25 protein-coding genes and 1 pseudogene are annotated in these 24,518 nt (G+C 44.1%); 9 read left to right on the top strand and 17 right to left on the bottom strand.

The features are described from left to right. Positions 1-19: 19 nt before the first annotated feature. The 4 genes from ACE1CD_RS00150 (at position 20) to ACE1CD_RS00135 (ending at position 2,771) form a co-directional block, all read left to right on the top strand. On the top strand, positions 20-238 hold the full coding sequence (locus ACE1CD_RS00150; protein WP_374798502.1) for a hypothetical protein: 219 nt from the start codon (positions 20-22) through the stop codon (positions 236-238). Then, positions 235-504 carry a hypothetical protein gene (locus ACE1CD_RS00145; protein WP_374798500.1) on the top strand — a complete coding sequence of 90 codons (270 nt, stop codon included), beginning with the start codon at positions 235-237 and terminating at the stop codon, positions 502-504. Before ACE1CD_RS00150 ends, ACE1CD_RS00145 begins: the two co-directional genes overlap by 4 nt. Before the next feature lie 246 nt (positions 505-750). Further along, positions 751-1,545, top strand: coding sequence for a hypothetical protein (locus ACE1CD_RS00140; protein ID WP_374798498.1), 795 nt, complete (start codon positions 751-753; stop codon positions 1,543-1,545). Further along, positions 1,545-2,771: a DNA adenine methylase gene (locus ACE1CD_RS00135; RefSeq protein WP_374798496.1), complete on the top strand. Its 1,227-nt coding sequence runs from the start codon at positions 1,545-1,547 to the stop codon at positions 2,769-2,771. The genes ACE1CD_RS00140 and ACE1CD_RS00135 overlap by 1 nt, the downstream gene beginning before the upstream one ends. A 44-nt stretch (positions 2,772-2,815) precedes the next feature. On the opposite strand, the gene ACE1CD_RS00130 is transcribed toward ACE1CD_RS00135, so the two are convergent. Beyond that, positions 2,816-2,986 carry a hypothetical protein gene (locus tag ACE1CD_RS00130; RefSeq protein WP_374798494.1) on the bottom strand — a complete coding sequence of 57 codons (171 nt, stop codon included), beginning with the start codon at positions 2,984-2,986 and terminating at the stop codon, positions 2,816-2,818. Positions 2,987-3,159: 173 nt separating this feature from the next. On the opposite strand from ACE1CD_RS00130, the gene ftsH reads away from it, so the two are divergent. Next, entirely contained in the window at positions 3,160-5,082 is a 1,923-nt protein-coding gene (gene ftsH / locus ACE1CD_RS00125; protein ID WP_374798516.1) for an ATP-dependent zinc metalloprotease FtsH, read from the top strand. Between the two features lie 68 nt (positions 5,083-5,150). Here ftsH and ACE1CD_RS00120 read toward each other — a convergent pair whose 3' ends face one another. Together ACE1CD_RS00120 and msrA are read right to left on the bottom strand one after the other, a co-directional pair. Then, on the bottom strand, positions 5,151-5,831 hold the full coding sequence (locus ACE1CD_RS00120; protein WP_374798492.1) for a M23 family metallopeptidase: 681 nt from the start codon (positions 5,829-5,831) through the stop codon (positions 5,151-5,153). 266 nt (positions 5,832-6,097) lie between these two features. Continuing rightward, a complete protein-coding gene (msrA, locus tag ACE1CD_RS00115; protein ID WP_374820603.1) occupies positions 6,098-6,760 on the bottom strand; it encodes a peptide-methionine (S)-S-oxide reductase MsrA in 663 nt (220 codons plus the stop codon). Between the two features lie 484 nt (positions 6,761-7,244). Here msrA and ACE1CD_RS00110 point away from each other — a divergent pair, with 484 nt between their 5' ends. Further along, positions 7,245-8,270 carry a tetratricopeptide repeat protein gene (locus tag ACE1CD_RS00110; protein ID WP_374798488.1) on the top strand — a complete coding sequence of 342 codons (1,026 nt, stop codon included), beginning with the start codon at positions 7,245-7,247 and terminating at the stop codon, positions 8,268-8,270. Between the two features lie 90 nt (positions 8,271-8,360). Here ACE1CD_RS00110 and ACE1CD_RS00105 read toward each other — a convergent pair whose 3' ends face one another. The 6 genes and pseudogenes from ACE1CD_RS00105 to ACE1CD_RS00080 form a co-directional block, all read right to left on the bottom strand. Continuing rightward, positions 8,361-9,335: a glycerophosphodiester phosphodiesterase gene (locus tag ACE1CD_RS00105; RefSeq protein ID WP_374820600.1), complete on the bottom strand. Its 975-nt coding sequence runs from the start codon at positions 9,333-9,335 to the stop codon at positions 8,361-8,363. Positions 9,336-9,551: 216 nt separating this feature from the next. Next, the gene (locus ACE1CD_RS00100; protein WP_374820597.1) at positions 9,552-9,749 is read right to left on the bottom strand and encodes a hypothetical protein; all 198 of its coding nucleotides are present in this window, start codon (positions 9,747-9,749) and stop codon (positions 9,552-9,554) included. Positions 9,750-9,779: 30 nt separating this feature from the next. Then, positions 9,780-10,518, bottom strand: a pseudogene (locus tag ACE1CD_RS00095) (RNA-guided endonuclease TnpB family protein). A 91-nt stretch (positions 10,519-10,609) separates the two neighbouring features. Further along, positions 10,610-12,355, bottom strand: a complete 1,746-nt coding sequence (locus tag ACE1CD_RS00090; RefSeq protein ID WP_374820594.1) for a serine/threonine protein kinase — start codon at positions 12,353-12,355, stop codon at positions 10,610-10,612. Positions 12,356-12,522: 167 nt separating this feature from the next. Further along, on the bottom strand, positions 12,523-12,825 hold the full coding sequence (locus ACE1CD_RS00085) for a KGG domain-containing protein (protein WP_374798480.1): 303 nt from the start codon (positions 12,823-12,825) through the stop codon (positions 12,523-12,525). A gap of 286 nt (positions 12,826-13,111) precedes the next feature. Further along, positions 13,112-15,391 (bottom strand): NB-ARC domain-containing protein, encoded by a 2,280-nt coding sequence (locus tag ACE1CD_RS00080; RefSeq protein WP_374820591.1) that lies wholly within the window; start codon positions 15,389-15,391, stop codon positions 13,112-13,114. Between the two features lie 211 nt (positions 15,392-15,602). On the opposite strand from ACE1CD_RS00080, the gene ACE1CD_RS00075 reads away from it, so the two are divergent. The 3 genes from ACE1CD_RS00075 to ACE1CD_RS00065 all read left to right on the top strand — a co-directional run bounded on the left by ACE1CD_RS00075 (position 15,603) and on the right by ACE1CD_RS00065 (position 17,011). After that, entirely contained in the window at positions 15,603-15,797 is a 195-nt protein-coding gene (locus ACE1CD_RS00075) for a hypothetical protein (RefSeq protein WP_374820589.1), read from the top strand. 101 nt (positions 15,798-15,898) lie between these two features. Then, positions 15,899-16,471, top strand: coding sequence for a hypothetical protein (locus tag ACE1CD_RS00070; RefSeq protein WP_374820586.1), 573 nt, complete (start codon positions 15,899-15,901; stop codon positions 16,469-16,471). Positions 16,472-16,483: 12 nt separating this feature from the next. Then, a complete protein-coding gene (locus tag ACE1CD_RS00065; RefSeq protein WP_374820584.1) occupies positions 16,484-17,011 on the top strand; it encodes a hypothetical protein in 528 nt (175 codons plus the stop codon). 189 nt (positions 17,012-17,200) lie between these two features. On the opposite strand, the gene ACE1CD_RS00060 is transcribed toward ACE1CD_RS00065, so the two are convergent. From ACE1CD_RS00060 to ACE1CD_RS00025, 8 genes are all read right to left on the bottom strand, one after another. Next, positions 17,201-18,613, bottom strand: a complete 1,413-nt coding sequence (locus ACE1CD_RS00060; RefSeq protein WP_374820581.1) for a hypothetical protein — start codon at positions 18,611-18,613, stop codon at positions 17,201-17,203. A 223-nt stretch (positions 18,614-18,836) separates the two neighbouring features. Then, entirely contained in the window at positions 18,837-19,388 is a 552-nt protein-coding gene (locus ACE1CD_RS00055; protein WP_374820578.1) for a DUF421 domain-containing protein, read from the bottom strand. A 10-nt stretch (positions 19,389-19,398) separates the two neighbouring features. Beyond that, positions 19,399-20,688, bottom strand: a complete 1,290-nt coding sequence (locus ACE1CD_RS00050) for an aminopeptidase P N-terminal domain-containing protein (RefSeq protein WP_374820575.1) — start codon at positions 20,686-20,688, stop codon at positions 19,399-19,401. Positions 20,689-21,107: 419 nt separating this feature from the next. Further along, positions 21,108-21,884, bottom strand: a complete 777-nt coding sequence (locus tag ACE1CD_RS00045; RefSeq protein ID WP_374820572.1) for an MBL fold metallo-hydrolase — start codon at positions 21,882-21,884, stop codon at positions 21,108-21,110. 33 nt (positions 21,885-21,917) lie between these two features. Further along, the gene (locus ACE1CD_RS00040; RefSeq protein ID WP_374798469.1) at positions 21,918-22,505 is read right to left on the bottom strand and encodes an anthranilate synthase component II; all 588 of its coding nucleotides are present in this window, start codon (positions 22,503-22,505) and stop codon (positions 21,918-21,920) included. Between the two features lie 23 nt (positions 22,506-22,528). After that, positions 22,529-22,984: a diacylglycerol kinase family protein gene (locus tag ACE1CD_RS00035; RefSeq protein ID WP_374798467.1), complete on the bottom strand. Its 456-nt coding sequence runs from the start codon at positions 22,982-22,984 to the stop codon at positions 22,529-22,531. Between the two features lie 503 nt (positions 22,985-23,487). Next, positions 23,488-23,988 (bottom strand): rRNA maturation RNase YbeY, encoded by a 501-nt coding sequence (gene ybeY / locus ACE1CD_RS00030; protein WP_374820570.1) that lies wholly within the window; start codon positions 23,986-23,988, stop codon positions 23,488-23,490. 11 nt (positions 23,989-23,999) lie between these two features. Continuing rightward, on the bottom strand, positions 24,000-24,218 hold the full coding sequence (locus tag ACE1CD_RS00025; protein WP_374820567.1) for a DUF3285 domain-containing protein: 219 nt from the start codon (positions 24,216-24,218) through the stop codon (positions 24,000-24,002). Positions 24,219-24,518 lie beyond the last annotated feature (300 nt).

The following is a 24,518-nucleotide window of genomic DNA, read 5'->3' as shown; positions in this document are numbered from 1 at the left end:
TGGTCTGAGTGAGGTGGCGATGACTGAGTTACTTGAGCGTGCGATTGCTACGCTACAAACCTTACCTGAAAGTGAGCAAAATGCGATCGCTGCAATGATTTTGGAAGAAATCGAGAACGATCGACGTTGGGATGAATCATTTTCTCGCTCACCGAATATACTGGCAAAACTAGCCGCTTCCGCAATGGCTGAGTACCGTGCAGGTAAAACTCAAGAACTTGACCCAGAGACGCTGTGAAATCGCGCACTACTACTGAGTTCCGTAAATTATTTGCTGATTTACCCGAACAGGTGCAAGAGCAAACCCGCACAGCATATCGTCAGTTTAAAGAAGACCCAAGTTATCCAAGTCTTCGTTTCAAAAAGGTACATCCAGAGTTGCCAATTTACTCTGCCCGTATTAGCAGAAACTATCGAGCAGTTGGTCAATTGGATGGAGACACAGTAATTTGGTTTTGGGTTGGTTCACACACGGAGTATGACAGGTTGCTAGAGGAGCTATAGCTGCACGCATAACACTAATTGTGCGATCGCATTGTATACTTAAACTTAAGTGCGATCGCCCAAACGAGTCATGTTTGGTTTCACGTTACCTACTGATTCACAAGCAAGGACGTGACAGACTCAACCCAACTTACAGCGAGGGGCGATCGCATTTGAGTAGGGACAGCACCGTTAAGCGATTGGTGCGGTAGTTAAGGCTGAGTTGGAGGTATAATTGGTTGTCCGATAAAAAGCTTAAAACTCATCGTGACTGACGATAACCTGTATCTCAAAAGATTTTTAGATCCGATTAAGGTTTGCAGACGGTACAAGCCAAAGTTTGGTTTGGGTAACAAAGAAGAAGGGCTTAATTTAGACAGGTTTTTATCACTTTACGGTGCGGACCCCTTTTATTCTTGGATCGCTCTAAATTCCGATTTAATGTACGCTGCACACAAAGCTGCTGGCGGTATGACTTCGGTTTATCGGCAAATTGGGAAAGGCTGTGAAAATTTATTCAGGCAGATTGTAATAGATAGCGCAGGATATGAAGATCCTCGCAATGCAACCTGGTCTTACATTACTAAAACGAAAAGCGATAAAGATAAAACATTGTCATTAGATGCCCGATTAGAACTTGACGCAATTCAAAATTCCGACATCAAAGCGAGAGTGGTTAAGTGGATAGCAGATTACAGTACATCCTTAATGGTACCCAATCCAGCAAAAGGAGCAGTATTTGAGGTTCGGCAGGGATACAAAAGTAAAGACAGCAAGAGGCAAAATGCAGACATAGACAATATTGCTGTCGCTTGGGCTAATGGATATCTACCAGTTTTTGCTATTTTTTCCTCACAGATTGATGCAGACCTAGTTCTGCGATACCGAAATAGCCGTGGAGGAATACTTGTCGGGATTACGTCAGGCACTAACCAAATCTCTTTATTTGTTTTTTGTCAAGAAGTTTTGGGGTACGATTTGGCAGATTTTTTTCGTCGTAACTCCGCTACAATTAAGAGCGAGGTTTACGTCACATTGGAAGCGTTACTAAGTGCGAACTGATGTCTGTTGTTAATAAACAAAAATCCGAATATACTTTTAAAGCAAACCGAAGTCTTAGACGACATGGGTGGTTGCGTCTTACACCTGCTTATGGTGTGAAGCTAGTTGATAAGCTTCTTACTTCTGCTCAAAAAGACGAAATTATTGTCGATCCTTTCTCTGGTACAGCTACAACAGGGCTAGTTTCTGCTGAAAAAGGATATAGAGCAATTACATTCGATATTAATCCGTTTCTGATTTGGTTTGGAAAGGTTAAATGTCAAAACTATTCTGAACAAAACTTAGCTGATATCCGAACTAAGGTACAAAATGCTTTATCTGAGTGCAAAACCATTATTAAACAAGAGCATTGGGTTCCACAGATATTTAACATTGAAAGATGGTGGTCTGTGCAAACACTTAAAATTATTGCTGCTTTGAGAACTGCTTTAGTGAATCAATTTGGGGAACCGGCAGATGATATTAACTGTGGTTTAGTTTGGGTTGCTTTTTGCCGCTTAATCATTGAAACTTCATCGGCAGCCTTTAATCACGTTTCTATGTCGTTCAATGACCAAGTAATACATTTCGAGATTGAATATGTTGAAGAGCTTTTTTTAAACATTCTCAATTTCATCTTGAAAACTGCTGAAATCCAGATTTTGGGCAACGCCAAGATAATTAAAATGGATGCTCGTAACATCACTATTTTGGAAAATATAAAAGCTAATAGGATAATTACCTCACCTCCTTATCCAAATCGAATAAGTTATATTCGTGAACTGCGTCCTTATATGTATTGGACAAAGTTTCTCAATGAAGCAAGAGAAGCTGGGGAATTAGATTGGTTAGCAGTTGGTGGAACATGGGGAATCGCAACTAGCCGATTAATCTCTTGGCAAATGCAAGAAAAGAACTTACCAGAGGAGATTTTTTCAATCGTAGAAAAGATAAAATTGTGTGATGGAAAAAATGCTCAGATTCTATCAAGTTATGTGCTGAAGTATTTCCATGATATGCATTTGCATCTAAGTTCTGTGAGATCTATTCTTCAAGATAGGGCAGAACTACATTACATCGTAGGAAATTCAACCTTTTTTGGAAATATGGTTGATACAGCAGCGTTGCTTTCTGCGTCTATGCGTCTTCTTGGTTATTCAGATGTTCATACAGAAATTATTAGAAAACGCAATTGTAAAAAAGAACTGTATGAATATTGTATTTCTGCAAGTTGGTCAGCCACGTAACACTGCGTGCGAACGATACATAGGTTATCGGTAAGCGTTTGGGGTTATCTGCCGCCGCACAACTTCACCGTTAGACCGCTATGTACATTGTTTAGCGATCGCTCGCTCATTTTCCGCTTCTCCATCATCGCCCTTGCCATTTCAGTCCTGCTGTTCATCTCTAAGGCAAGCTTGTTCCAGACTTGTGCGATCGCACAAATCCCGACACAATCCACCCCATCTAATCCCTCTAGCGCTTCTTCCCCGACGCCCGACGCCCGACGCCCTAGCTATATCTCGACTTTACCCAGAGACTGCCTCAGCTTCGTTAAACTGGATTTGTCAGCACATATTCTCAATTCCCAAGGCTGGCGGTGGGTAATAGCAGCAGAAAAAGGACGATCGCATGATGAAAAATTCCCGAATACAAAAATGGATCGGACAGGCACCCAAAAAAGGTTTGGCCGGAACTTTTGCGATGACGGCCAGTTGGTTGATAATGCAGGGTGTTTTGCTGGGAAGTTTACCCCTCGTCGCTTCCGCACAGCAACAGCAGCAGCAATCGATGACTTACACCGAGCTGCTCAAGAAAATAGATGCTGGCGAAGTTACCAAAGTTGAGATCGATCCAACCCAACAGGTTGCCAAAGTCACCTTATTAAAAAATAAAAAGGATAAAAAGCAAGGAACTACCCAGGCGACGGTGAGTGTATTTACGCAAAATCCAGAGCTAATTGCCAGACTGCGCTCCAAGCGCGTAGACTTTTCCGAGCAACCCACAGCCGATCGCACAGCAGCTATGGGCTTTATAATCAATTTGCTCTTAGTGCTGCTGTTAATCTCCGGATTGCTGATGATTTTGCGGAGATCTGCCAATGCTTCTAACCAAGCGATGAATTTCGGGAAATCCCGCGCTCGCTTCCAGATGGAAGCCAAAACCGGCATCAAGTTCGACGATGTAGCCGGGATCGAAGAAGCTAAAGAAGAACTCGCCGAAGTCGTCACTTTCCTCAAACAGCCAGAACGCTTCAGCGCTGTAGGCGCTCGCATTCCCAAAGGCGTATTGCTGATCGGTCAGCCGGGAACCGGCAAAACCCTACTGGCGAAGGCTATTGCTGGGGAAGCTGGGGTGCCATTTTTCAGTATCTCCGGTTCGGAATTTGTGGAAATGTTCGTGGGTGTGGGTGCTTCCCGCGTGCGCGACTTGTTCAGAAAAGCGAAAGAAAACGCTCCCTGTCTCGTGTTTATCGATGAAATCGATGCGGTAGGGCGTCAGCGCGGTACGGGTATCGGTGGCGGTAACGATGAAAGAGAGCAAACTCTCAACCAGCTGCTCACGGAAATGGATGGTTTTGAAGGTAATAGCGGTATTATCGTCATCGCCGCTACCAACCGTCCCGACGTTCTCGACGCTGCCTTATTGCGTCCGGGAAGATTCGATCGCCAAATTATTGTCGATCTCCCCGATATCAAAGGGCGTTTGGATATTTTAAAGGTTCACGCTCGCAACAAAAAACTGGCCCCAGAAGTTTCTCTGGAAGCAGTTGCCCGCCGCACTCCCGGATTTACCGGTGCTGACTTGGCGAATTTGCTCAACGAAGCGGCGATTCTGACAGCGCGTCGGCGCAAAGATGCCATCACCATGTTGGAAGTTAACGATGCCATTGACCGGGTAGTGGCGGGTATGGAACGGACGCCCCTAGTAGATAGCAGTAAGAAACGGTTGATTGCTTATCACGAAGTCGGTCACGCGGTTGTCGGTACTCTTCTCCCGCAGCACAATCTTTTAGAAAAAGTGACGATTTTGCCTCGCGGACGCGCTTTGGGTTTAACTTGGTTTAGCCCTGGCGAAGAGTTGGGTTTGGAGTCGAAAGCTCAGATTTTGGCTGATATCACCGCTACTATGGGCGGTCGAGCGGCAGAAGAGGTGATTTTTGGTGAGGGTGAAATCACTACCGGTGCGGGGGGTGACTTGGAGGAGGTGACCTCGCTGGCGCGGAAGATGGTGACGCGCTTCGGGATGTCGGACTTGGGGCCTCTAGCGCTGGAAACTCAAGGCAATGAAGTGTTTCTGGGGCGCGACTTGGGGCCGAGAGCGGAATATTCGGAAGCAATTGCTACCCGTATTGATGCACAAGTACGCACAATTATTGACCATTGCTACGCTCATGCCAAACAAATTGTGCGATCGAATCGCACTTTGATCGATCGCTTGGTGGATCAACTTGTAGACCAAGAGACAATTGACGGCGATCAATTCCGTAAAATTGTTTCTGAGTATGCAACGTTACCCGAACAACATCAAAAGGGTTGGTCTGTATTCAGCAATTAGTAGCTAATCAGAAATTTGAGATTTTAGGTTGAAATCCAATCTAAAATCTCAAATTCCTTGATTACCGATTACCACCTATAACCGCGAGGTTGTTGCTGATACATTGCCTGAAGAACTAAACCGGGATCGACATAAGTGCCATCGTATTTAAGACCCCAGTGCAGGTGAGGGCCAGTAGTTCTGCCGGTTGTTCCGACTCTGCCAATGCGGATACCTGCGTTGACCTGCTGTCCTTCCCAGATTTGCAGACCGCTTTCGGGGTCGTTGAGGTAATTACCCTGCGGCGAGCTGGCAGCACGCCCTTTGAGGTGACAGTAAATGTGTTGCCACTCACCCGATTTAATCACAAGTTTGGTTCCGCAAAGGCGATCGTTCGCAATTTCGACAACTTCACCGGTTGACCAACTGCGGATGTAGCTGCCTGCGGGTGCGGCAATATCTATACCGCGATGAAATCCCCATCCGGGGGAACCATCGGGATTTAACCGATAACCGTAAGCAGATGAATAGCGTTGAAAATTTTCGACTGGGAAAGAGGTGCTTCGCCAATTCGATCGCATTATACTATCTGCAATTTCGATGGCTTTAGCTTTTTCTGCTTGAAATCCCAAAGCGAGAAATGCTACTAAACCCAAGACTACAAAAAATATACTTGTGACAAAACGGACTAGGCGTTTGTCCCTTTTCTTTGGCGGTTTCAATTTTTGCTGTTTGCGTTCACGCCTCAACAACGAAATCAAATGACGCATATGTTCCCTGCGCTACAAAGCGCATTGTGAGAGCGAAAGTTTTATCGGCAGTATTTTATCTCGATCGCTCTCCTCTGATATCGTTTGTTTTGATTACATTTCATTACATATGAAAGCAGAAATGTTGACTGGGACTTATACAATATTTACTGTCAAAAGAGTAATTTAGTTCGGGCAGTGGTTAGAGTAATGTTGGGTTTCGTCACCTCAACCCAACCTACAGAGAACTTAGGCTTGAGCGCTCAAGCGCAACTACGTACCTGGTGTTACTTCACTGCTGTTTCAGCCATACCGGGAAAACAAACTTTTGTACCGCCTAAACCGCAATAACCACCGGGATTTTTGGCCAGATATTGCTGATGGTAACCTTCTGCGTAATAAAATGCAGGCGCAGCAAGAATTTCTGTGGTAATCTTACTGTAACCAGATTCTTTAAGCGCGTTTTGATAAGCGTCTCGCGATGCTTCGGCTAACTTTCTTTGCTCATCCGAGTAAACATAAATACCGGAACGGTACTGAGTGCCAGCATCGTTACCCTGACGCATTCCTTGGGTGGGGTCGTGACTTTCCCAGAAGGTTTTCAAAAGTTCTTGGTAACTGACAACTTTGGGGTCAAAAACAACCAAAACTACTTCATTATGTCCGGTCATCCCCGTACATACTTCTTGATAGGTGGGGTTGGGTGTCAACCCGGCTGCGTAACCGACTGCGGTCGTGTATACTCCGTTAAGCTGCCAAAATTTGCGTTCTGCACCCCAGAAACACCCCATCCCGAACATTGCCATTTGCATACCATCGGGAAATGGAGGTTTGAGCGGATTGCCGTTGACGAAGTGTTTCGCGGGGACTGGCATGGTTTCCCCACGTCCCGGCAATGCTTGTTCTGGTGTGGGTAAGCTTAGCTTTTTACCGAATCCGAATATGCCCATTTGTTTTGACTCTGATTTGCGATTATAGCTTTACATTACTTAATATAACCTTTCCATTATGCTGCCAATCCCAGGTGCAGGGAGGAGATTACCGCACCTGTAGAGTGTCTCGCCTAGTATTTGTGATATCTGTGTTTGTTTATTGGGTTGTGTAAGGGGAGGGGTAAGCATCCCGGTATAATATCTATTGGTTTTGAGAAAGCAACTGTCGCCGGAGTGCTTCTCTGCTACAAACATACACAACCGATTTCACCGGACGCGATATGATTTATACCGAATAATTTTGGACTAAATTAAGATTTGCAGACGCCGAGATGGGAGTAAAATAACGATCGGATAGGAGAAGGTTCTGAAATTTTACATTCAGAATGCTCCTATCGGCTGGTGAAAAATTATAAAAATGCGATGTACATACATTAGTTAAATAAATGCCATACAGCGATCGTACTCGCACAGTACATTAATCCTGTAAACAAACACAGATATGATATCTGAAGGAAAAAAATCGGCAAGCATGGTCAACCGCAATGCCCAGCAAACACAAATCGAGCAAGCGATCGCTGTTTTACAGCAAGCACTAGAAGCCGACGATCGCAGAAACGATACTGAAGGGAAGGCAGAGAAGTTGTATCAAATGGCAATTCTCAAAGCCAACCAAGGGAAAATCGATGAGGCGATCCGTCTTTACGAGCAATGCCAAAAACTATACGATCGACTCGGCGATGCGGAAGGTGTAGCTACTATATTATACCAGATGGCGACGCTGAAAGCCAACAAGGGAGAAATGAAAAAAGCGATCGCTTTGTTCGAGCAATCTCTGAAATTGGCCAAAAGCATTGGCGATGTGGAAACACAAGCGGAAACGCTGCATTCTTTGGCAATGGTGAAAGCGAATCAAGGTGAAGTTAAAGATGCGATCGCGATGTGTCAGGAATCAATCCAGCTAAAAGAAAGTATAAATGATATCCAGGGTCAAGCGACGACGCTGCATCAGCTAGCAATCCTGAAAGCAAATCAGGGAGAAGTTGAGAATGCGATCGAGCTATTTGGAGAGTCTCTAAAGCTCAAAGAAAGTATCAACGATATCCAGGGTCAAAGCTCCACATTGCATTCTCTGGCAGTTATTTACGCCCATCACGGACAAATAGAAACAGCCAACAATTTATATCGGCAATCTCTACAATTAAAAGAAGGGATTGGCGATATCGAAGGTCAAGCGGATACATTGCACCAGTTAGGTGAATTATATCAACAAATGGGTAGAGTTGAGGATGCGATCGAACTATATCGACAGTCCTTACAATTCCGAGAACAAAGCGTCAATATTGAGGGCAAAGCTACCACAATGGGAATGCTAGGTCAACTGTTAGCATCGCAGGGCGATTTTTTCACAGCACTCGTTTATTTGCAGTCCACTTTGGAAATATTCGATCGCATTAAATCTCCTCATGCCAAAATAGTGAGAGAGGTTATCGCTGATGTGCGCCGAATGCAACGGGAAGGCAATTAAGCAAGTCATGCGATTTTGGATTTTGGATTTTGGATTTTGGATTGGCTCTTTCCTCTTATTTTTGCCTTTTAACTTTTGACTTTTGACTTTCTAGCTTCTAATGCGTTGCAAAACGCGAACAGCCGTATCGGTAAAATCAGTAAACAATCCATCTACACCGAGATGAAAAAACTGCTCGTACTCGGCTTCTGGGTTATTATGGTAATCTGGTGCTAAGAACTGCGCTTCATTGCGAAAAGTGTAAGGATGCACCAACAAACCGACAGCATGAGCATCTATAATTAAAGATGTAGGCGATAACAATCGCCCGTTTTCATCCGCTGGTACGATCGCCCGTTTATCTGGGCCAATGCCATCAGCATATGCAGCAATTTTGGCTAATTCATCTGGTGAAGTTAAATCTTGATAAGTACGAGAATCACCTGCAACTGCGAGATCGTAAGGCTTGCCGGTCTTGCTGAGTAACTGAATTAACGGCAAATCTGTCAATCGATCTAGTTGTTGGAGATTCGTTGTTTCAAATGATTGAATGAAAACGGGAGCGTCTGCTTTATTGTAGCCGTTAGCGTGGAGAATTTCCACTAAAGGTTCTTCTAAAGATAAACCAATGCTATCAAAATATGTCGGGTGTTTGGTTTCTGGATAAATACCGATCGTCCGCCCAGTTTCCGCACTTTTGCGTTTAGCTAAATCGATAATTTCTGGCAGAGTAGGGACGGAAAATAAGCCGTTGAAAGATTGCGATCGAAACGGCAGACGTTCTTTAGCCCGTAGCGTCTTGATTTCAGATATGGTAAAATCTTCAGCAAACCAGCCAGTGACAGTTTCACCATCAATAATTTTAGCAGTTTTGCGGCTGGCAAATTCCAGGCGATCGGCTACATCGGTAGTACCGGATATTTCATTTTCGTGACGCGCAATTAACACGCCATCTTGAGTAGAAACTAAATCTGGTTCGATGAAATCTGCCCCCAGATCGATCGCCAATTCATACGCAGCTAAAGTGTGTTCCGGACGCCAACCGCTTGCGCCTCGGTGGGCAATAATGATCGGACGCGATGCCATATTGTTAATCAGAGCATATCTGAGAAGTGAGTTGCAGATAATCGGGACTTACGCAGCCTGTTTGAAAAAACACTATATTTAGTAGTGTCAATTCATGAATTGACACTACATTTAGATGTTCTGCGTAAGTCCTAATAATTTTAACCACAGATGAACACAGATGAACACAGATATGTTTGAACTTCTCCGATTCGCAAACGAATTTTACGATCGGCTTTAAAAGCGATTTTCTACCGCTTTTCTTACAACTTCCTCGTCAAGTTGTAAGCGTACTGCAACTTCCTGAATGCTTAATCCTAGATCCAGTAGCAGAGGGATCATTTCTAATTTAGTTTGTAACTTTCCCTCTACAATTCCTTCTTCGCGGGCTTCTTGATACACTCTGGTTTGTCTGAGCAAGTTCAGTCCTAGCATAGCTTCGATTTCCTCTCGACGTGACAACTCCTACACCAACTCAGTACAGTATGGTGTAGGCTTCTCAGCGACTCCCGGTATCCCGTCGGACATTAACTGAGCTTTAAAGACGAATTGCCCTACCGCCTTGTTTTTGATATTAATAGCTGCATTATGGTCACGGTCTAGACTACACCCACAGTGAGGGCAGTCATGCCAACGAATGTGCAGCTTTTTAGGTACTTTTTCGCCGCAATTGGAGCAATCCTGTGATGTGTTATGGGCACTGACTGGGACAACCAACAAACCAGCATTTTCGGCTTTATTTGTTAGTATCGACAGAAAGCTTGACCACCCAGCATCCAACACGGACTTACGCAATCGTGTACGAGCAAGCCCTTTAACGTTTAAATCTTCATGAGCAACTACGTCATATTTTGATAACAGCCAGTTCGCTGTTTTGAAATGGAAATCTTTCCGTTTATCGGCAACTTTCTTATACTGTTTCCCTAGCTGCTTGACGGCTTTCTGTCTACGGTTGCTTCCTTTCTTGCGATTTCTTGAGTTGAGGTAGCGTTTTCTTTTGGGAGTAATAGTCTGGTTTGTCTCGCAATTCTGGCAGATGACAAACAAGAGGACAAGCGTTAACAGGAGAACGATTCTGTTCGTACCAATTAAACCTATCAGCTAACAAGTAATTGTACTGAGCGCACAACATTGCAAGCCACTTGTCAATATTGGCGGCTTGCTGTTTTGTTGGGCGTAACTTGTACTGGTAGGCTGTTCTCATGGCATTATTATACCAGACCTCACGGCAACTAAATTGGGAAATTTATAGACAACAACTGTTTCTATAAATTCTAGTATTTGCCGCTGGATATTCAACGAAAACCTAAGAAACGCAGAAAAGGTACAAAAATATAATAACTCACACCTAACCAGAAACCAAGAATGATTCCCAAAAGACTAAAAAAGATAATACTGAAACCGAAATTAGTCCAATTGAGGGTATGGAAAAAAGCATCAGAAAAACCGAAAAGAGCAGACACGGGCAAAATTTTGACGGTGAGGGTGACTAAACCTGCAAAGATGCTAGCTGTGCCGATCGCAGTAAATACAGCATGAACCAAATCGTGACTGGGCAATCCCAATCCCAAAGTCAGCAAAAACGCTGCAACTGCGGTCATAATTACCAAATCATCGGGTGCTATGACTCCAGATGGCGCGACTCTTTGCAAAATTAACCAACCAACCGCATAACCGAAAACGCCCATTATTCCTGCTATTAAATAGCGTCGTTGTTGTTGACCCAAACTTTTAGCTTGGGTCAAACCCCAAGCTGTTCCCAAACCGGCGGCGGCGAATAAAATCATTTGCGGTTTGGATGCAGCGATCGCTATATTAGAAACCCAGCTAGGTAATTGTTGTGCGATCGCACCCGGTATGTGAAAATTATGGGGAGAGCGATCGGCTAACCAAAAGCCTATTCCCGCACCCACACCCGCACCTATCCCCCCGCTGACCATCTGCAAAAGCGTACCGAAGCAAGCTTTAATCAGTTGGATAGTGAGATGGTAAGCAGTAACGCACAGCCATTTCGTCCATTTCCAGGTTAGTGCTAGCGCAGCTAAGAGTAAATTCAGACATATTTGTAGCGTTTTGGGGATAATTTTCCACAAATCCCCCACCGCCAAATTTGGTGTGATTTGTCCGGGAGAAATCTTCCGCAAACGCTTAATCATTTCTCTGGCGTTGCTAGGTCGTCGATCGACATCCGATCGCACCATATCATCCAGCAATGCAGCCAACCCAGAACTAACTTTAGCATATTGACGCCACCGCAATTCTCCCGTTTTCGGATCTTCCATATCCGGGGGATATTGACCCGTCAGTAGCTGAATGCAAGTTAAACCCAGTGCATAAAAATCGGCGCTTGGCCCCACCACACCCCCAGCTATCTGTTCTGGGGGACTGTATCCAGGTGAAAATAATCGCGTCGAACTAGCTTGAGAATTGGCATGAGCGGGGCCTATTTGTTTTGCGCCACCAAAATCGATCAGTACCAATTGTCCTGTTCCGTGGCGCAGCATCAGGTTAGACGGTTTGATATCGCGATGGATAATTTTACGTAAGTGCAATTCTCGCAAAATCTGCACCGCCTGATTGAGCCAGTTGACTACCCACTTTTCCGGACAACCTTGGGGATGGTGCTTGAGAATATCCGCCAATGTCTGACCGACGATTTTTTCCATCACCAGACAAGGTAGCAACTGCCCTTGGCGATCGCCTACGATAACCTGAAAATAACTATCTGGCTCTACCTTCGGTACTCCCGGATGACGCAGACTCGCCAGCACCATCGCTTCTTGCTCAAACAGCGACAAAGCTTTAGGTGAAGTTTCCAACAAAACCTTCAGCACTCGCTCTGTCTGCGTCTTGATATCCCAGACTGAATATATAGCCGCAAATCCGCCGAATCCCAGTCTTTCTAGAGGAATGTAGCGATTTTTAAGACGCAGCGTCGCTCCACAAATGTTGCAAAAATTATTCCCTATACTCTGGGGATAGGGACGCGGGCAAGCGGGATTGATGCAGTGGGCAGCAGTGGCAACAGATTGTTGATGCACAACTCAATCAAAAGCCAAGTTGGGACAGGTATAGCCAAAACAAATGCAGAATGTCTTGATTCTACACGACTCCAAACAAATTTTGGCTTAATTGAGCGGTATGAGTTTTGAGCCTTGAATTCAAAACTCAAGACTCAAAACTCATCAGGCATAAATCCGCAAAACGGTTAGGATTTACCGCCCTTACGACCTATTTCGGACATATGTTCGCGGTCTTCACTGACAGTTTCGCCACCTTTGCGACCGGCTTCTACAGCTTCTTCATGAGAGAATTCGTGTGCAGTTCCTCTCTCATGAGCAACTTTTCCGCCTTTGCGACCGGCTTCTACAGCTTCCTCATGAGAGAATTCATGAGCAGTACCTTTTTCATGAGCTGCTTTGCCTCCTTTACTAGCTATTTCGCGCTGTTTTTCATCATCCATAGAGGCGAAGCCGCGATTGCTTGTATCTCGATCTTTTTTATTAGCCATAACACAACGTTTTGTCTTGACAACTAATTTCATCGTAGAAACGTGAAAGTAGCGTTTCGTCTGCCGCTAGTAAGAGTCACTCTTATAAAGGTACTTCTCCAGGTAGAAAAGAGTGTAAAATTCGGCAATATCAACGCATACAAAAAGTCAAGTATTGTAGAGTTCGCAGTAAACCTCCACAAATAGCGTTAAGATTATTCAGACATCAGAGTTCGTTTGTGACCGTTCATTTTACTATCAGAGTTAAAAAAGCTAATAAACCAGGTTTATTGAAGAGGTAAATACTCTAGTTTAAACTAGAAAGCAAATTACTCATTTCTTTTGCTTCCGGTATCATTCCCAGGCGCTCGAAAATCTCCTTTGCCTTATCTGCCCATATTCTAGCTTTTACATCATCACCCCGTTTCTGCGACAACATCGCTAAAGATCGATTGTAATAACCCATGCGTCTTTTATCCTTATTCAATTCAGCTTGCTTCCAACCAGTTGTCAACAATGTTTCAACTTTTTGTGCCAAATTACCTTGCGCTATCTCAATATCAGCTAGCCAATTTTGAGCGTAATTAACAGCCCGTTGCCACTCAATTTCTTCGCCGCGTTTCACCACCTCTTCATAAAGTTCTTTTGCCTGCTCGTAATCTTGCCTTTTATAGTAAATTTCTGCCCGATAATAAACAGCTAAAATTAACTGACGGGTTCGTTGTGGCTCATCCCAATTAGCTTGCTCTAGCAGCTTCTCTGCCTCATTAATCCATTGATGTGCTGCCTCCAATCGATCCTGACGAATGCACAAAACAGCCCTAAAACAAGCCAATTCTTGCTCGCATAAAAAGTCTTTTACACGATCGCGAAGCTGCCAAGCTTTCTCAAACAGATCGGCAGCTTCCTCCAGATCTGTCGGCGATCCCTTCCAAATTCGCGCCCATCCTTTTTGGCGCATTTGTGTCATCACAGTTGCCCAATCTCCATGCCTTTGTGCTGCCTCAAGCAGCCAGTTCGACCAAAATAATCGGTCTTCCCAATATCCATAGATGTGAGCATAAGGTTCCACCCGTTCCCACAACCGCTTAACATCATCATATCGGTCTTCACTGGCACACCATTCCAGCACTGCTAAAATGTTTCCCCCTTCTGCCTCTAACTTATCATAATTGCGATACCATTCCTTCCATTCTTCTCCTCCATATTTATTAGCAAACTCCTGATACCAACTTATCCATCTTTCTCTTGCCTGATTTCTGAATTCGATCTCAGCATCTAGTTCTGCCAGAGCGTATTCGCGCATAAAAGCAGGCATTTTGTATTGATTACCCTGCTCAGTTACTAAAGAAAGTCGCTTCAACTTAGCGAAACCATGATCGACAGCCGCCAGATTTTGGTTCAATCCCGCCACTGAAACAATAGCATTTTTGGCCTCTATTTGGGGCGCTTCGCGGAACATCGCTAACGCCATCAATAATTTGTGTGATTCTTTCCCTCTTAACGGTTGCACCGAACCTTCAAAACAAAACCGACAGAAGTCACCTTTGGCATCTTTTAAGCGATCTAATACTGTCTCTAGTCGCTCGCCATCCTTTAATTTACCGATACTAACGACAATCGCACCTGGTACGCCTTTGGTACTTTCTGCCAGAGTTTTTTCCTCTTCTTCTGTCAGTTCCAGTCCAGAGGCTTGATTTCGGATCAACGCGATGCGATCGTCTAGCAACAAACTATCTAAACGTATTTGATTCCTCAACCGTTCGCGACTGGTAATCACCACTTTAATACCCAGATACAAATGATCCAAGAAAGATGTCACTTCTTCCTTGTCTTCTACCGTTTCTAGATTATCCACAATTAGCAAAGTTCGCTTCTCATTTAAGCAATGTCGCATCAGCTTTCGTTGATCTTCAAAAGGCGCATTGATAATGTCAAATCGGTTTAGACTTTGGGCTATTTCTTTAAAGATTTCCCGCAAATTATGCTGAGCAAATGATTTACATGACGCGATCCCATTGTAGGTGAGGCGTTCTAGCTTGGCGGATGTCCAAATAATTGCCTCGAAATTCGGCAACATTGGATTCTTTTGCCGGCTAGCTTCCAAACAGCGATATGCCGCTTCTAAGACTAAAGCACTTTTTCCCACACCACCAACGCCTTCCACTTCAATTAGATGCAAAGCTTGTTTGAGCGAGAGCAATTCCAGCAGACTATTCATTTCTTTCTCGCGTCCTATAAAGGTGGGACGATTTGCAGGTAAGTTATCAATTACATCATCTTGTGGCGGCTTTTTTCTGTAGTTGTCAAGAACGGAAGTCAAATTTTTAATGCTTACTTTCTTCCGTGTTAACTCTTTTATATCTTCATACCAAGCAGATAGATAGTTGTTAACTGTAGGACGCTCTATACCAATCTCCTTAGCTATTGATTGAGCATCATTTTCTTGCAAAGCTCCAAATAATACTTCTAGTTTTGTATCTCGCTTATAATTTTTTCCCGTTGCTTGACCCAAGTGTCTGAGTAGTCTATCTATATCCCAGTCGTTGCGAGCCTGTGAAAACTTTTCTTCAGGTAAGTTAGCCATAAAAATCACCTATTTTTGATTTATTGAGTATAGTAACACAGTGATTGACTCAAATGATTTAATTTTTATAACGGCAGTTAGTGAAAAATTAATTACTAATTAGTGAAACTGCGATGATTTTCTGATGATTGCTTAATGAAGCCCGTTCATCTCAAAATTCCCAGCGATTGCTAGCGTAGTATTACAGCGCAATTCGTGAGGATAATCATCAATGAAATCAGAATTTGAGCCGCAAATATCTTTGCCGGAAGATGCCACTTGTTTACCCAATTTCCCTAATGCTATCTGCCCATTCTGCGGCCAGGATTATTGGTTAGGAGAACGTTGTTATAGTCAAAAACAAGCGTTGAACTGCGAAGAATACAAACAACGATTTACTAGCGCTAAAGCGCAAGAACCTACCTAAAAGTAGGGTGCGTCAGAGTCGATAGATTGTTGTTATAAATAAGTTTAAATATATCTGACGCACCGGAAATTACCTACATTTCATAATAGGAAAGTGGCGAGATGTTTCACAAAAACAGGAATATATTGCTCATTTTATTGAGTAGTTTTACTTTGTCATTTGCAGCAGGTTTTTGCGTTCCACCAATTATCGAATTGATTGGTAAGAGTGAAACTCCGATCGCGAATGCTATCTATAACGGACTGCCATCCGTAATAGCAATCTTAGCTGCTCCTGGGGCTAAAAAAATTATCAGCAGTTCGGGAATTCGCGCTGCTTCGATCGCGGGTTCTAGTTTAGTATTAGTCTCTCTCTTACTTTTTGCCATTTCCTATCAGTCACCAATCGGTTTATTTGCTATCAGATTTATTGCTTCTGGTGGAGCGATAATTCTGGCATTTAGCGCCGATATCCTGATTAATCAACAGGTCGAATTGACAAGAAATATCCTCCAACCATTATTGCCAATAATCAGTCAGATCGGTACTGTTTTCGGTACATTTTTACTCGATGAACGGTTCGCAGGATTGAGACAAATTAGATTATTGTATCCTTTCGCTCCATTTCTAATCAGTGCTGCTGTTTTCTTTGTATTTTCCACTTTGGCGATCGCTTTATTCTGGCAAAAAAAATAATTGGAGGTAAACATGATGGTTTTGCCCCTTCATAGCAGAATTGCTATTTTCCAATCTGCTTTTATCAACCTATCTGTAGGTTTCTGCACTCCCCTTTTGTTTCCTTCTTCCTACGGACAACTTTTAACAAGCTTTTCGCTAGGAATTTTGATGACAGCGATTATTTTGACGATTACTAAAGTTTTTTCTCGTTGTTTGTTACCGAAAACAGTAGTTTTTCTAGTTAGTTTGGGAATATTGGGATATGCAGCTTTAGCTTTCGGCAATGCTAATCCAATAGTAGTAAATAGCTGGTTTTTTATTTTGGGTGCTGTCGCAGTTAGTCTAGAAGTTTTTGGACGGCTTTTTTATGCAAGAGAAAAACAGGAGGAATTGCGACAAGCAGCAAGCGCCGTCGCTACCATCTTTAAAAGTTTGGGTGCGTTGGGAGGCTATATTATTCCTGGGTTTTTCCTCACTTACTCACCAAATTTTACCTGGTGGATTTGCGTGATAGTCAGTGGAATTAGTCTTGCTATAGCGCTAGGTAAAAAATCCTAGCAGATGATCGCCAGCATGAGAAAATGCTATTCTAGTGGCACAGGCAAGATGCCTATCCCACTAGAAATTTCTCTCTCTTGTGGGGTGGGCGTCTCGCCCGCCCACTGTATCGAGACAAGATCTAACCCAAAAAACATTATTTAGAAACTGATTTCTTCTTCAAAAAACCGGTTTGTTTTGGGGAGGGACTTACAAGGTGGTAACCCCTGCGATCGCAAAGTTAGCTGCCGTCAAAGCCGCATCGCTAAAAACTGTAATCGTGTTTCCCTGACTGAGAGTAATTTGCGAAAAGAATCCTCCTGTAGTCAGGCTACTATTAGTCATAGCGCGTAACACATCCGTTCCATTATTAAAACCAAGCCCAACCCCGATCTGGATAACATCATCCGCTACGACAAAATCATTAATTTGATCTGCACCGCTTTCGGCGCGAAACACAAACATATCTCTGCCAGCACCGCCGAAAAGTTGATCGTTGCCGCGATCGCCCGATAAAATATCGTTGCCATCATCGCCGGAGAGATAATCTTCATTTCTCCCACCATAAATGATATCATTACCTTGACCGCCAAAAATATTATCGTTATTTTGATTGCCGAATAGAATATCGTCGTTTTCCTTCCCATCAATAAAATCATCGCCCGTTAAACCTAAAACCAGATCATTACCCGCATTGCCAAAAATGCGATCGGCCCCACCCAAACCATTGATAATGTCGCCCAAAACTGTACCGATGATTTGGTCATCTCCCTCAGTTGCGATCGGTAACGTTTCACCCTGAGTTTGAAAACCAGCAATTTGGTAGCCAATATCTGCCAAAATAGCTAATTCTGCTTGACCGGGTAAACGAGCTTGTGCAGTAGGATTCATCAGGCTCGGAAAATCAGAGCTTATATGAGATAAAGAACCATCATTTGCAATCGGAATTCCATTTCCGACCTTAACCGTTCTGGCGTTCGGCCCAGTAAAATAGCCGTCAATTACTAATTGTCTGAAAATGGGAGCGCCAAACCCCAGAATGTGTCCGATTTCATGCACAGCCGCCGCCGTAAAATCATAGTAAGACGAGCCGGTTGGCAGATCGTTCGATGTATTTGGAGTTTCGTCAAAAAACCAAGGTACAGCTTGCCCATTAATTTGAGGATTAGTATTAAAAGAGAGAATTCCTACATAAGGTTCAAAATTAGAACCTATGAGGCGGGCGCTAAAAACACTCCCCACAGCATCAAAACCAGCCAATCCCCCTATTGCGCCAGCGTTAATAAAGTTGCGATTGTTAAATGGGGGAGATGCCGCGCCAACAAAAATTAATAAATCGTCAATTTCCGAAGTTAAAGTTATTGGTGTAGTTTGTCCGGTTTGAGGGTTTCCCACATTGAAAGAAATCCCAGCCGGAACATTGGGAAATTCATCTTGGATATAGTTTTCCCAAACATTTGCCGCTGCTTCTAAAGCATTTCTTCTGGCTGGGTCGCTGAAGAAACCGTTGGTATCAAATCGATAATCAAATTCAATATTAAATGACATACAACCTAACTCAAAGCAATAAGCACAACTGAGAATGCCAATGCAGCCCAGCTTGAGTAGTGAGAAAATACTCATCACCGTTGGGCAACTTGTTGCGAGTCTCTAGTTATTTCTCTGGCTTAGGCTTTGACTTTTAGGGCAAATCTCTATTTTTGTTACAAAAATTTACATTTTAAATTCTACAAGAGCAAAGCTTAAGTAATAGCACGTACTATAAATAGTAAAAACACGAAAAAAACATTTTTTGCACCAGTATATACTCTATTCGTATCGTACTGAGTGCAGATTAAGTCAGGATTTAACTTGGATCGGACTCGCGTTCCTTCATATCAGGTAAAATCACAGAAACTGGCGAATGAGTAATCACGCTGATATGTCCGTCAGATTCCATAAATGCTAACTTTACCTCATTGAGTTTTTGCACTCCCTGCTTGCGAAGAATACTCATCAACTCATCTTGCGTAATCAATTGCTCTGCCATGTTCTCACGCAGTATGCGACCGTTGACTACTAGCGGCGTAGGAGGTGGACTGAGGAAACGTTGAAAGCGGGGAAACTTATACCCCAGCCAGTTTAAACTGTAACTCCACAAAATAATCGTGCCCACAAGAATAGCACCATCTGTGATGGCAGTATAGTTACTTGCCATCGCATTTTGGGCTGCTTCGGCAAACAAAACTACTACTAGCAAATCGGAAATTCCCACCGTTCCTATTTGGCGGTTAGGAAGAAAGCGCAGTATCGCAAAAAGCATTAGATAAACCAGCGATCCGCGCACAAAAAGTTCGGTGATTGACATACTGGGAGTAAATACCTTATACCAATCGACCGTAAAAAGTAAATCCATCATGGCTTTATATTTATTTGGGAACTGCGGCTGTTAAAACTTCATGTCCTGATTCAGTTACTAACACATTATCTTCAATGCGAACGCCAATACCGCGCCACCTGTCATCAACTTCTGGTTGTCCTTCGGCGGGTTTCGCATCGGGCCCGATGTAAATTCCCGGTTCTACGGTCAAAACTTGTCCGGGTTGCAAAATTTGCCAAGCTTCTTCTCCGTGCTTGTAGAAACCTGCGTCGTGAACATCTAACCCCAACCAGTGTCCGGTGCGGTGCATATAATAAGGTTTGTATTTTTCCTCTTTAATTATTTCGTCGATGTTGCCTTGGAGAATTCCCAAATCCATTAAACCTTCTACCAACACTCGTACTGCTGTGTCGTGAAATTGGTTCCAAGGATTTCCAGGCTGAACTTGGGCGATCGCTTGCCGTTGCGCCTCCAGTACAATATCGTAAATTGCCTTTTGTTCTGGGGTAAACTGCTCTCCTACCGGAAATGTGCGCGTAATATCGCCATTGTAGTAACCGTAACAGCAACCGGCATCGATCAACAATAATTCGTTGTCCTGCATCTGGCGATTATTTTCTACGTAATGCAGTATGCAAGCATTAGCGCCAGATGCCACAATGGAGGGATAAGCCGGCCCCATCCCACCGCGCAGACGAAAGATATGCTCGATTTCTGCTTGAATTTCGTACTCGTAACGTCCGGGTTGGGTAAATTCTCTGGCGCGATCGTGCGCTTCCACGGAAATTGCGATCGCTTTTCGCATTAATTCTAATTCTGCTGGGCTCTTGCTCAGCCTCATGGCGTGAAGTACAAAGTTAGTATCTTCGATCGCCACTGGCCCCGTACCCCGTTTAGAATAAGTTGCGATCAGTCGCCGCCAGTGTCGGATAATAGTTTGGTTGAACTTTTCATCCCGTCCCAAGTGATAATAAATTCGATCGGCCTTTTCCAGATACTTGGGCAGTTTTTCATCCAATTCTGTAATGGGATAAGCTTCATCAGCTCCGTATTGTTCCTTCGCCGCTTCCACACCAACGCGGTATCCCGTCCAGACTTCCTTCTCTGGATCTTTCGGCTGCACAAACAGCACAAAGCGATGTTCTGAGTGATGCGGTGCCAGAACTGCAACTGCTTCCGGTTCGTTAAACCCGGTCAAGTAGTAAAAATCGCTATCTTGTCGAAAATTATACTCGACATCGTTGTGCATGACTGCCATTGGCGCACTGCGAAATATAGCAGTGCCGTTGCCAATTTTAGCCATCAATTGTTCGCGACGCTGGCGGTACTCTGCTTGCATAGTGTTGATTTTTATTTCAATGCTATTGTATTATACTATTTGGCAACATTAGGAATTGTTTCTGGCTGTTTTTGCTTAAGGTATGCAATTTGGTTGGCGAGCGATTCTCAGCCCGGTCTGGAAATTAATCATTCCTCTTATTTTATTGATTACATTAACACGCCACTAATGCCAAACTTTGATTCATTTTTTATGTAGTTTATGAGGGAATGGATGATTAATTAACATTTTCCCATGCTCTTTAATATCGCGCCAATTTTTACGGCAACAAATCCAATCCCAGCTTTTTTACTAAGATTTTTAGTAACCATAACGCTAGCAACCTTGCTGTCAGCAGTCACCTACTATTTAGTTGAAATTCCTGTAGACCGATGAAAGTATTACAGGAATTCTTAAATAAAAGTACTGCGGCGATCGCACTAAAATTTGTAACTCAAAACACCGATCGTCGTCCCATTCTCAGGTAGTTCACCAGCACTAAACGTAATCGTATCGCTATCGATATTCCTGACAGGCATTCCAGTCATCAATTTGAGGAAATCTTCCAGAGGCACGATATCGCAACTATCCTTATCTGCTGCTTGCGTGCGGTAATGAGTGGGAATGACCAACTTGGGATTGAGAGTTTGGATCGCTTGTTTGGCTTCCTCTGGCCCATAAGCTTTTGGCCCACCGCCCACAGGAATGAGCAACACATCGGGACGTCCCATCAAAATTTTCTGCTCAATTTCGATCGGTGCTGCGGCTCCCCCCATATGCAGAATATTAACTCCGGCCTGAGTCCAACGCCATGCAGTATTTGTACCGAAACGGCGTCCGCCAAACTTGTCGTGGTTTGTCGTAATGCCTTGGTACTGTAAGCTGTTGTACTTGTAGACACCGGGCTCGTAAATTATCTTAGGATTACCGGGCAATCCTTCCACCGAGCCTTCATCGAATAACTGACTGCTAATCAATACCACATCCGATGGTACTTTAGGCGATCGATATCCCGCCGTGCAGCCCACCATCCGAAATGGATTTACTAAAATACGCTGATTACTACCAGTAAACAAAAAGCAAGTGTGGCCCAGCCACTGGATCGACAGCGACCCCCCAGTTTGCGCCCTGACAGTTTGAAATCCCGAAACCCAGGTAGTTCCTACAGCCGCGAGCAAACTCGCTCCCGCGTAGCGCATCAATTGTCGCCGTTTCATCCTTCCGCTCCAAAGCGATCGATTATCGCAATCTCAAAGTCTTTTCAGAAAATTTCTCAGTAACTGTTTCCCAGAAGTCGTCAAAATACTTTCTGGGTGAAATTGCACCCCTTCAATATGCGGATAGTGGCGATGTCGCACCCCCATGATCGTGCCATCCTCCACCCAAGCTGTAATTTCCAACACTTCCGGACAACTTTCTCGGTCAATTACCAAACTGTGATAGCGCGTTGCCAAAAGGGGATTTTCCACTTCCTCGAAAACGCCCACACCAGTATGATGCACCTGAGAAGTTTTACCGTGCATTAATTCTGGAGCAGAGACGATTTTACCGCCAAACACCAGACCGATGCCTTGATGACCCAAACAAACTCCTAAAATAGGGAGGTTGGGGCCCAGATCTCTAATTATTTCCGGAGAAATTCCCGCATCTTCCGGTCGCCCTGGCCCAGGAGAAATCACCACACCAGCCGGTTGTAGTTCTTTAATTTTCTCTAGGGTAATTCGATCGTTGCGGTAAACCTGAATATCGGCGGCGACGGGAAACTCAGCGCCGAGTTCTCCAAGATACTGAACCAGATTGTAGGTAAAACTGTCGTAATTATCGATGACAATAATCAAATTTTCTACTCCCGACTATTGTTCTAGCGCCTGGTCGATTGCACCAGAGCGATCGCCGGAGGCAATAGTAGCGCCCCAGCTACCAGCACAGCTGCCAGCGCTGAAATTAAGACAGCACCGGCGGCACAATCTTTAGCTATTTTGGCTAGCTCATGATAAGTCTGCTTAACGGTCAAGTCAACCACAGACTCAATTGCCGTATTCAATAACTCCATTGCCAGAACTAACCCAATAGTTACCCCGATCAGGGATATTTCCGCACGGCTTAAGTTTAGGAAAATGCTTAGGCCGATCGCCACAGCACCGATAATCACATGAATGCGAAAGTTGCGCTGGGTTTTAAAAGCGTAACTCAGTCCCGCCCAAGCATATTTGAAACTGATCAGTAAGCTGGTGGCAACCTGCCATGCCAATTGTCGGTCTCGCTGTGCAACGCGATCGCTTTGGTTGGAAGTCTCTGTCGAGAGTTCGCTAGGCATAGACAGGGAATTGGTAGCTGTAATTTTGCCGGTTTGGGACTTTGTTTTTTTTGATGAACTCAGCTGTTCATTAAATTTCATTTGCACACAGCGACAAAAGGAATAACTTAATCACCTCATCGTAACCTCTGCACGAGGTAACTGGAAGTTTATCAGAAAAATGCGTTTAAAACCCCGTGCTATAAGCACGGCTTTGCATTAGAGTATTAGTAAGGTTGTTAACCGTGAGAGCGATGAGGAAACAGGTTTGACGCCCTACTCCGCAATCTCAAAATTCCTCACAGTCAATGGTATAAAAGTAAGTCCAAACTGCAAGGACGCCAACACAATTGAATAACTACCGTGGGGCACACGGAAAGTCTAACGCTTGGGGAGTAGTCCATAAGAGTGCTTGCTGTAAAAGGTGTAGTCGGACTAAGCATGAAACTGTAAGACCAAAACTAAGTTTACTTGGCAAAGGCCGGATTCAGCCCAAGAATCACCGCAATGACGGGCGGTGAGTGTCAACCAGTTTGAATGTTAAGGCCGATATTTTCCAGCAAAGTAGCTTGAGTCAGCAGCATCCTACTCAAGCTCTCTTCATCCGGATGATCCCAGCCGAGAAGATGAAGCAAACCGTGAGCGGCTAACCAAGCTAGCTCGATTTGCAAAGGATGGCCCTGCTGTTGAGCCTGTCGCTGGGCAGTATCGACGGAAATTACTATATCACCGATATACAAAGGTAGGGACTCCCACATTTCATCTAGCTGGGGAGAGTCTACCTCCAAAGCAGCAAAAGCCAAAACGTCTGTCGGCTTATTTTGGTGACGGTACTGGTAGTTGAGAGTCTGAACTTCAGCATCGTCAGTCAAGCGGAGACTCAGTTCGTAGCTTTGACTTGGGGAGATATCCGGTTGCAAAGTTTCCAACCAAGCATGAAACCAAGTTTGCCAGGTTTCGGCACTAATTCCGGTTGACTGGGAAGATGTTTCCAAACAATCCTGTACGCTTACTTCTACTTCCACACCTCTTCCTCTCAGCGAGTTAGGTAGGAAAGACCGATGAGGAAGCCCAACAAAGCAACGGTTGTCAGTACAAAATGTTTTAGGGAAGTACCCGGCTTTCGCACCATATTACGCATTGCCAGTTTGACGTAACTCGGTTGCGCTTCGGTCGCGGACGCTGATGCTGTGGCTGTGGCGGTTTCGGCTTCTGTTTGTTCCGAGACTTCGGTTGCTGAAGATGATTGGCTCATAGGAAATTTGGATTCTAGATAAGAGGATTTTAGATTTTAGACAATAGAGGGAAAAATTTCTTCCTATAAATGTAACAGTTTGTTTAGCAATTGGTAGTTTAGCAGGGGGAGTGGGGGAGTGGGGGAGTGGGGGAGTGGGGGAGCGGAAGAATTAATATTTTCCCTCTTCCCTCTTCCCCCAAAACCCCAAACCCCAAACCCCAAAACCCAAAACCCAAACCCCAAACCCCCAATAAAAAAAACAACCAAAATAAAAACCACCCAATTAATTTAAAAAAACAAAAAAAAAAAAAAAAAAAT

The sequence above is a fragment of the Aerosakkonema sp. BLCC-F183 genome (assembly GCF_041929145.1).
Lineage (GTDB): Bacteria > Cyanobacteriota > Cyanobacteriia > Cyanobacteriales > Aerosakkonemataceae > Aerosakkonema.
Note: the sequence above shows the minus strand (reverse complement) of the source record. Positions and strands in the feature narration are given on the sequence as shown.

What these genes read in the sequence shown, in the direction of transcription:
- ACE1CD_RS00150 (WP_374798502.1), top strand. Translation starts at nt 20, where the DNA reads ATGACTGAGTTACTTGAGCGTGCGATTGCTACGCTACAAACCTTACCT.
- ACE1CD_RS00135 (WP_374798496.1), top strand. Translation starts at nt 1,545, where the DNA reads ATGTCTGTTGTTAATAAACAAAAATCCGAATATACTTTTAAAGCAAAC.
- ftsH (WP_374798516.1), top strand. Translation starts at nt 3,160, where the DNA reads ATGAAAAATTCCCGAATACAAAAATGGATCGGACAGGCACCCAAAAAA.
- ACE1CD_RS00120 (WP_374798492.1), bottom strand. Translation starts at nt 5,831, where the DNA reads ATGCGTCATTTGATTTCGTTGTTGAGGCGTGAACGCAAACAGCAAAAA.
- msrA (WP_374820603.1), bottom strand. Translation starts at nt 6,760, where the DNA reads ATGGGCATATTCGGATTCGGTAAAAAGCTAAGCTTACCCACACCAGAA.
- ACE1CD_RS00110 (WP_374798488.1), top strand. Translation starts at nt 7,245, where the DNA reads ATGATATCTGAAGGAAAAAAATCGGCAAGCATGGTCAACCGCAATGCC.
- ACE1CD_RS00105 (WP_374820600.1), bottom strand. Translation starts at nt 9,335, where the DNA reads ATGGCATCGCGTCCGATCATTATTGCCCACCGAGGCGCAAGCGGTTGG.
- ACE1CD_RS00100 (WP_374820597.1), bottom strand. Translation starts at nt 9,749, where the DNA reads ATGCTAGGACTGAACTTGCTCAGACAAACCAGAGTGTATCAAGAAGCC.
- ACE1CD_RS00085 (WP_374798480.1), bottom strand. Translation starts at nt 12,825, where the DNA reads ATGGCTAATAAAAAAGATCGAGATACAAGCAATCGCGGCTTCGCCTCT.
- ACE1CD_RS00080 (WP_374820591.1), bottom strand. Translation starts at nt 15,391, where the DNA reads ATGGCTAACTTACCTGAAGAAAAGTTTTCACAGGCTCGCAACGACTGG.
- ACE1CD_RS00075 (WP_374820589.1), top strand. Translation starts at nt 15,603, where the DNA reads ATGAAATCAGAATTTGAGCCGCAAATATCTTTGCCGGAAGATGCCACT.
- ACE1CD_RS00070 (WP_374820586.1), top strand. Translation starts at nt 15,899, where the DNA reads ATGTTTCACAAAAACAGGAATATATTGCTCATTTTATTGAGTAGTTTT.
- ACE1CD_RS00065 (WP_374820584.1), top strand. Translation starts at nt 16,484, where the DNA reads ATGATGGTTTTGCCCCTTCATAGCAGAATTGCTATTTTCCAATCTGCT.
- ACE1CD_RS00060 (WP_374820581.1), bottom strand. Translation starts at nt 18,613, where the DNA reads ATGAGTATTTTCTCACTACTCAAGCTGGGCTGCATTGGCATTCTCAGT.
- ACE1CD_RS00055 (WP_374820578.1), bottom strand. Translation starts at nt 19,388, where the DNA reads ATGATGGATTTACTTTTTACGGTCGATTGGTATAAGGTATTTACTCCC.
- ACE1CD_RS00050 (WP_374820575.1), bottom strand. Translation starts at nt 20,688, where the DNA reads ATGCAAGCAGAGTACCGCCAGCGTCGCGAACAATTGATGGCTAAAATT.
- ACE1CD_RS00045 (WP_374820572.1), bottom strand. Translation starts at nt 21,884, where the DNA reads ATGAAACGGCGACAATTGATGCGCTACGCGGGAGCGAGTTTGCTCGCG.
- ACE1CD_RS00035 (WP_374798467.1), bottom strand. Translation starts at nt 22,984, where the DNA reads ATGCCTAGCGAACTCTCGACAGAGACTTCCAACCAAAGCGATCGCGTT.
- ACE1CD_RS00025 (WP_374820567.1), bottom strand. Translation starts at nt 24,218, where the DNA reads ATGAGCCAATCATCTTCAGCAACCGAAGTCTCGGAACAAACAGAAGCC.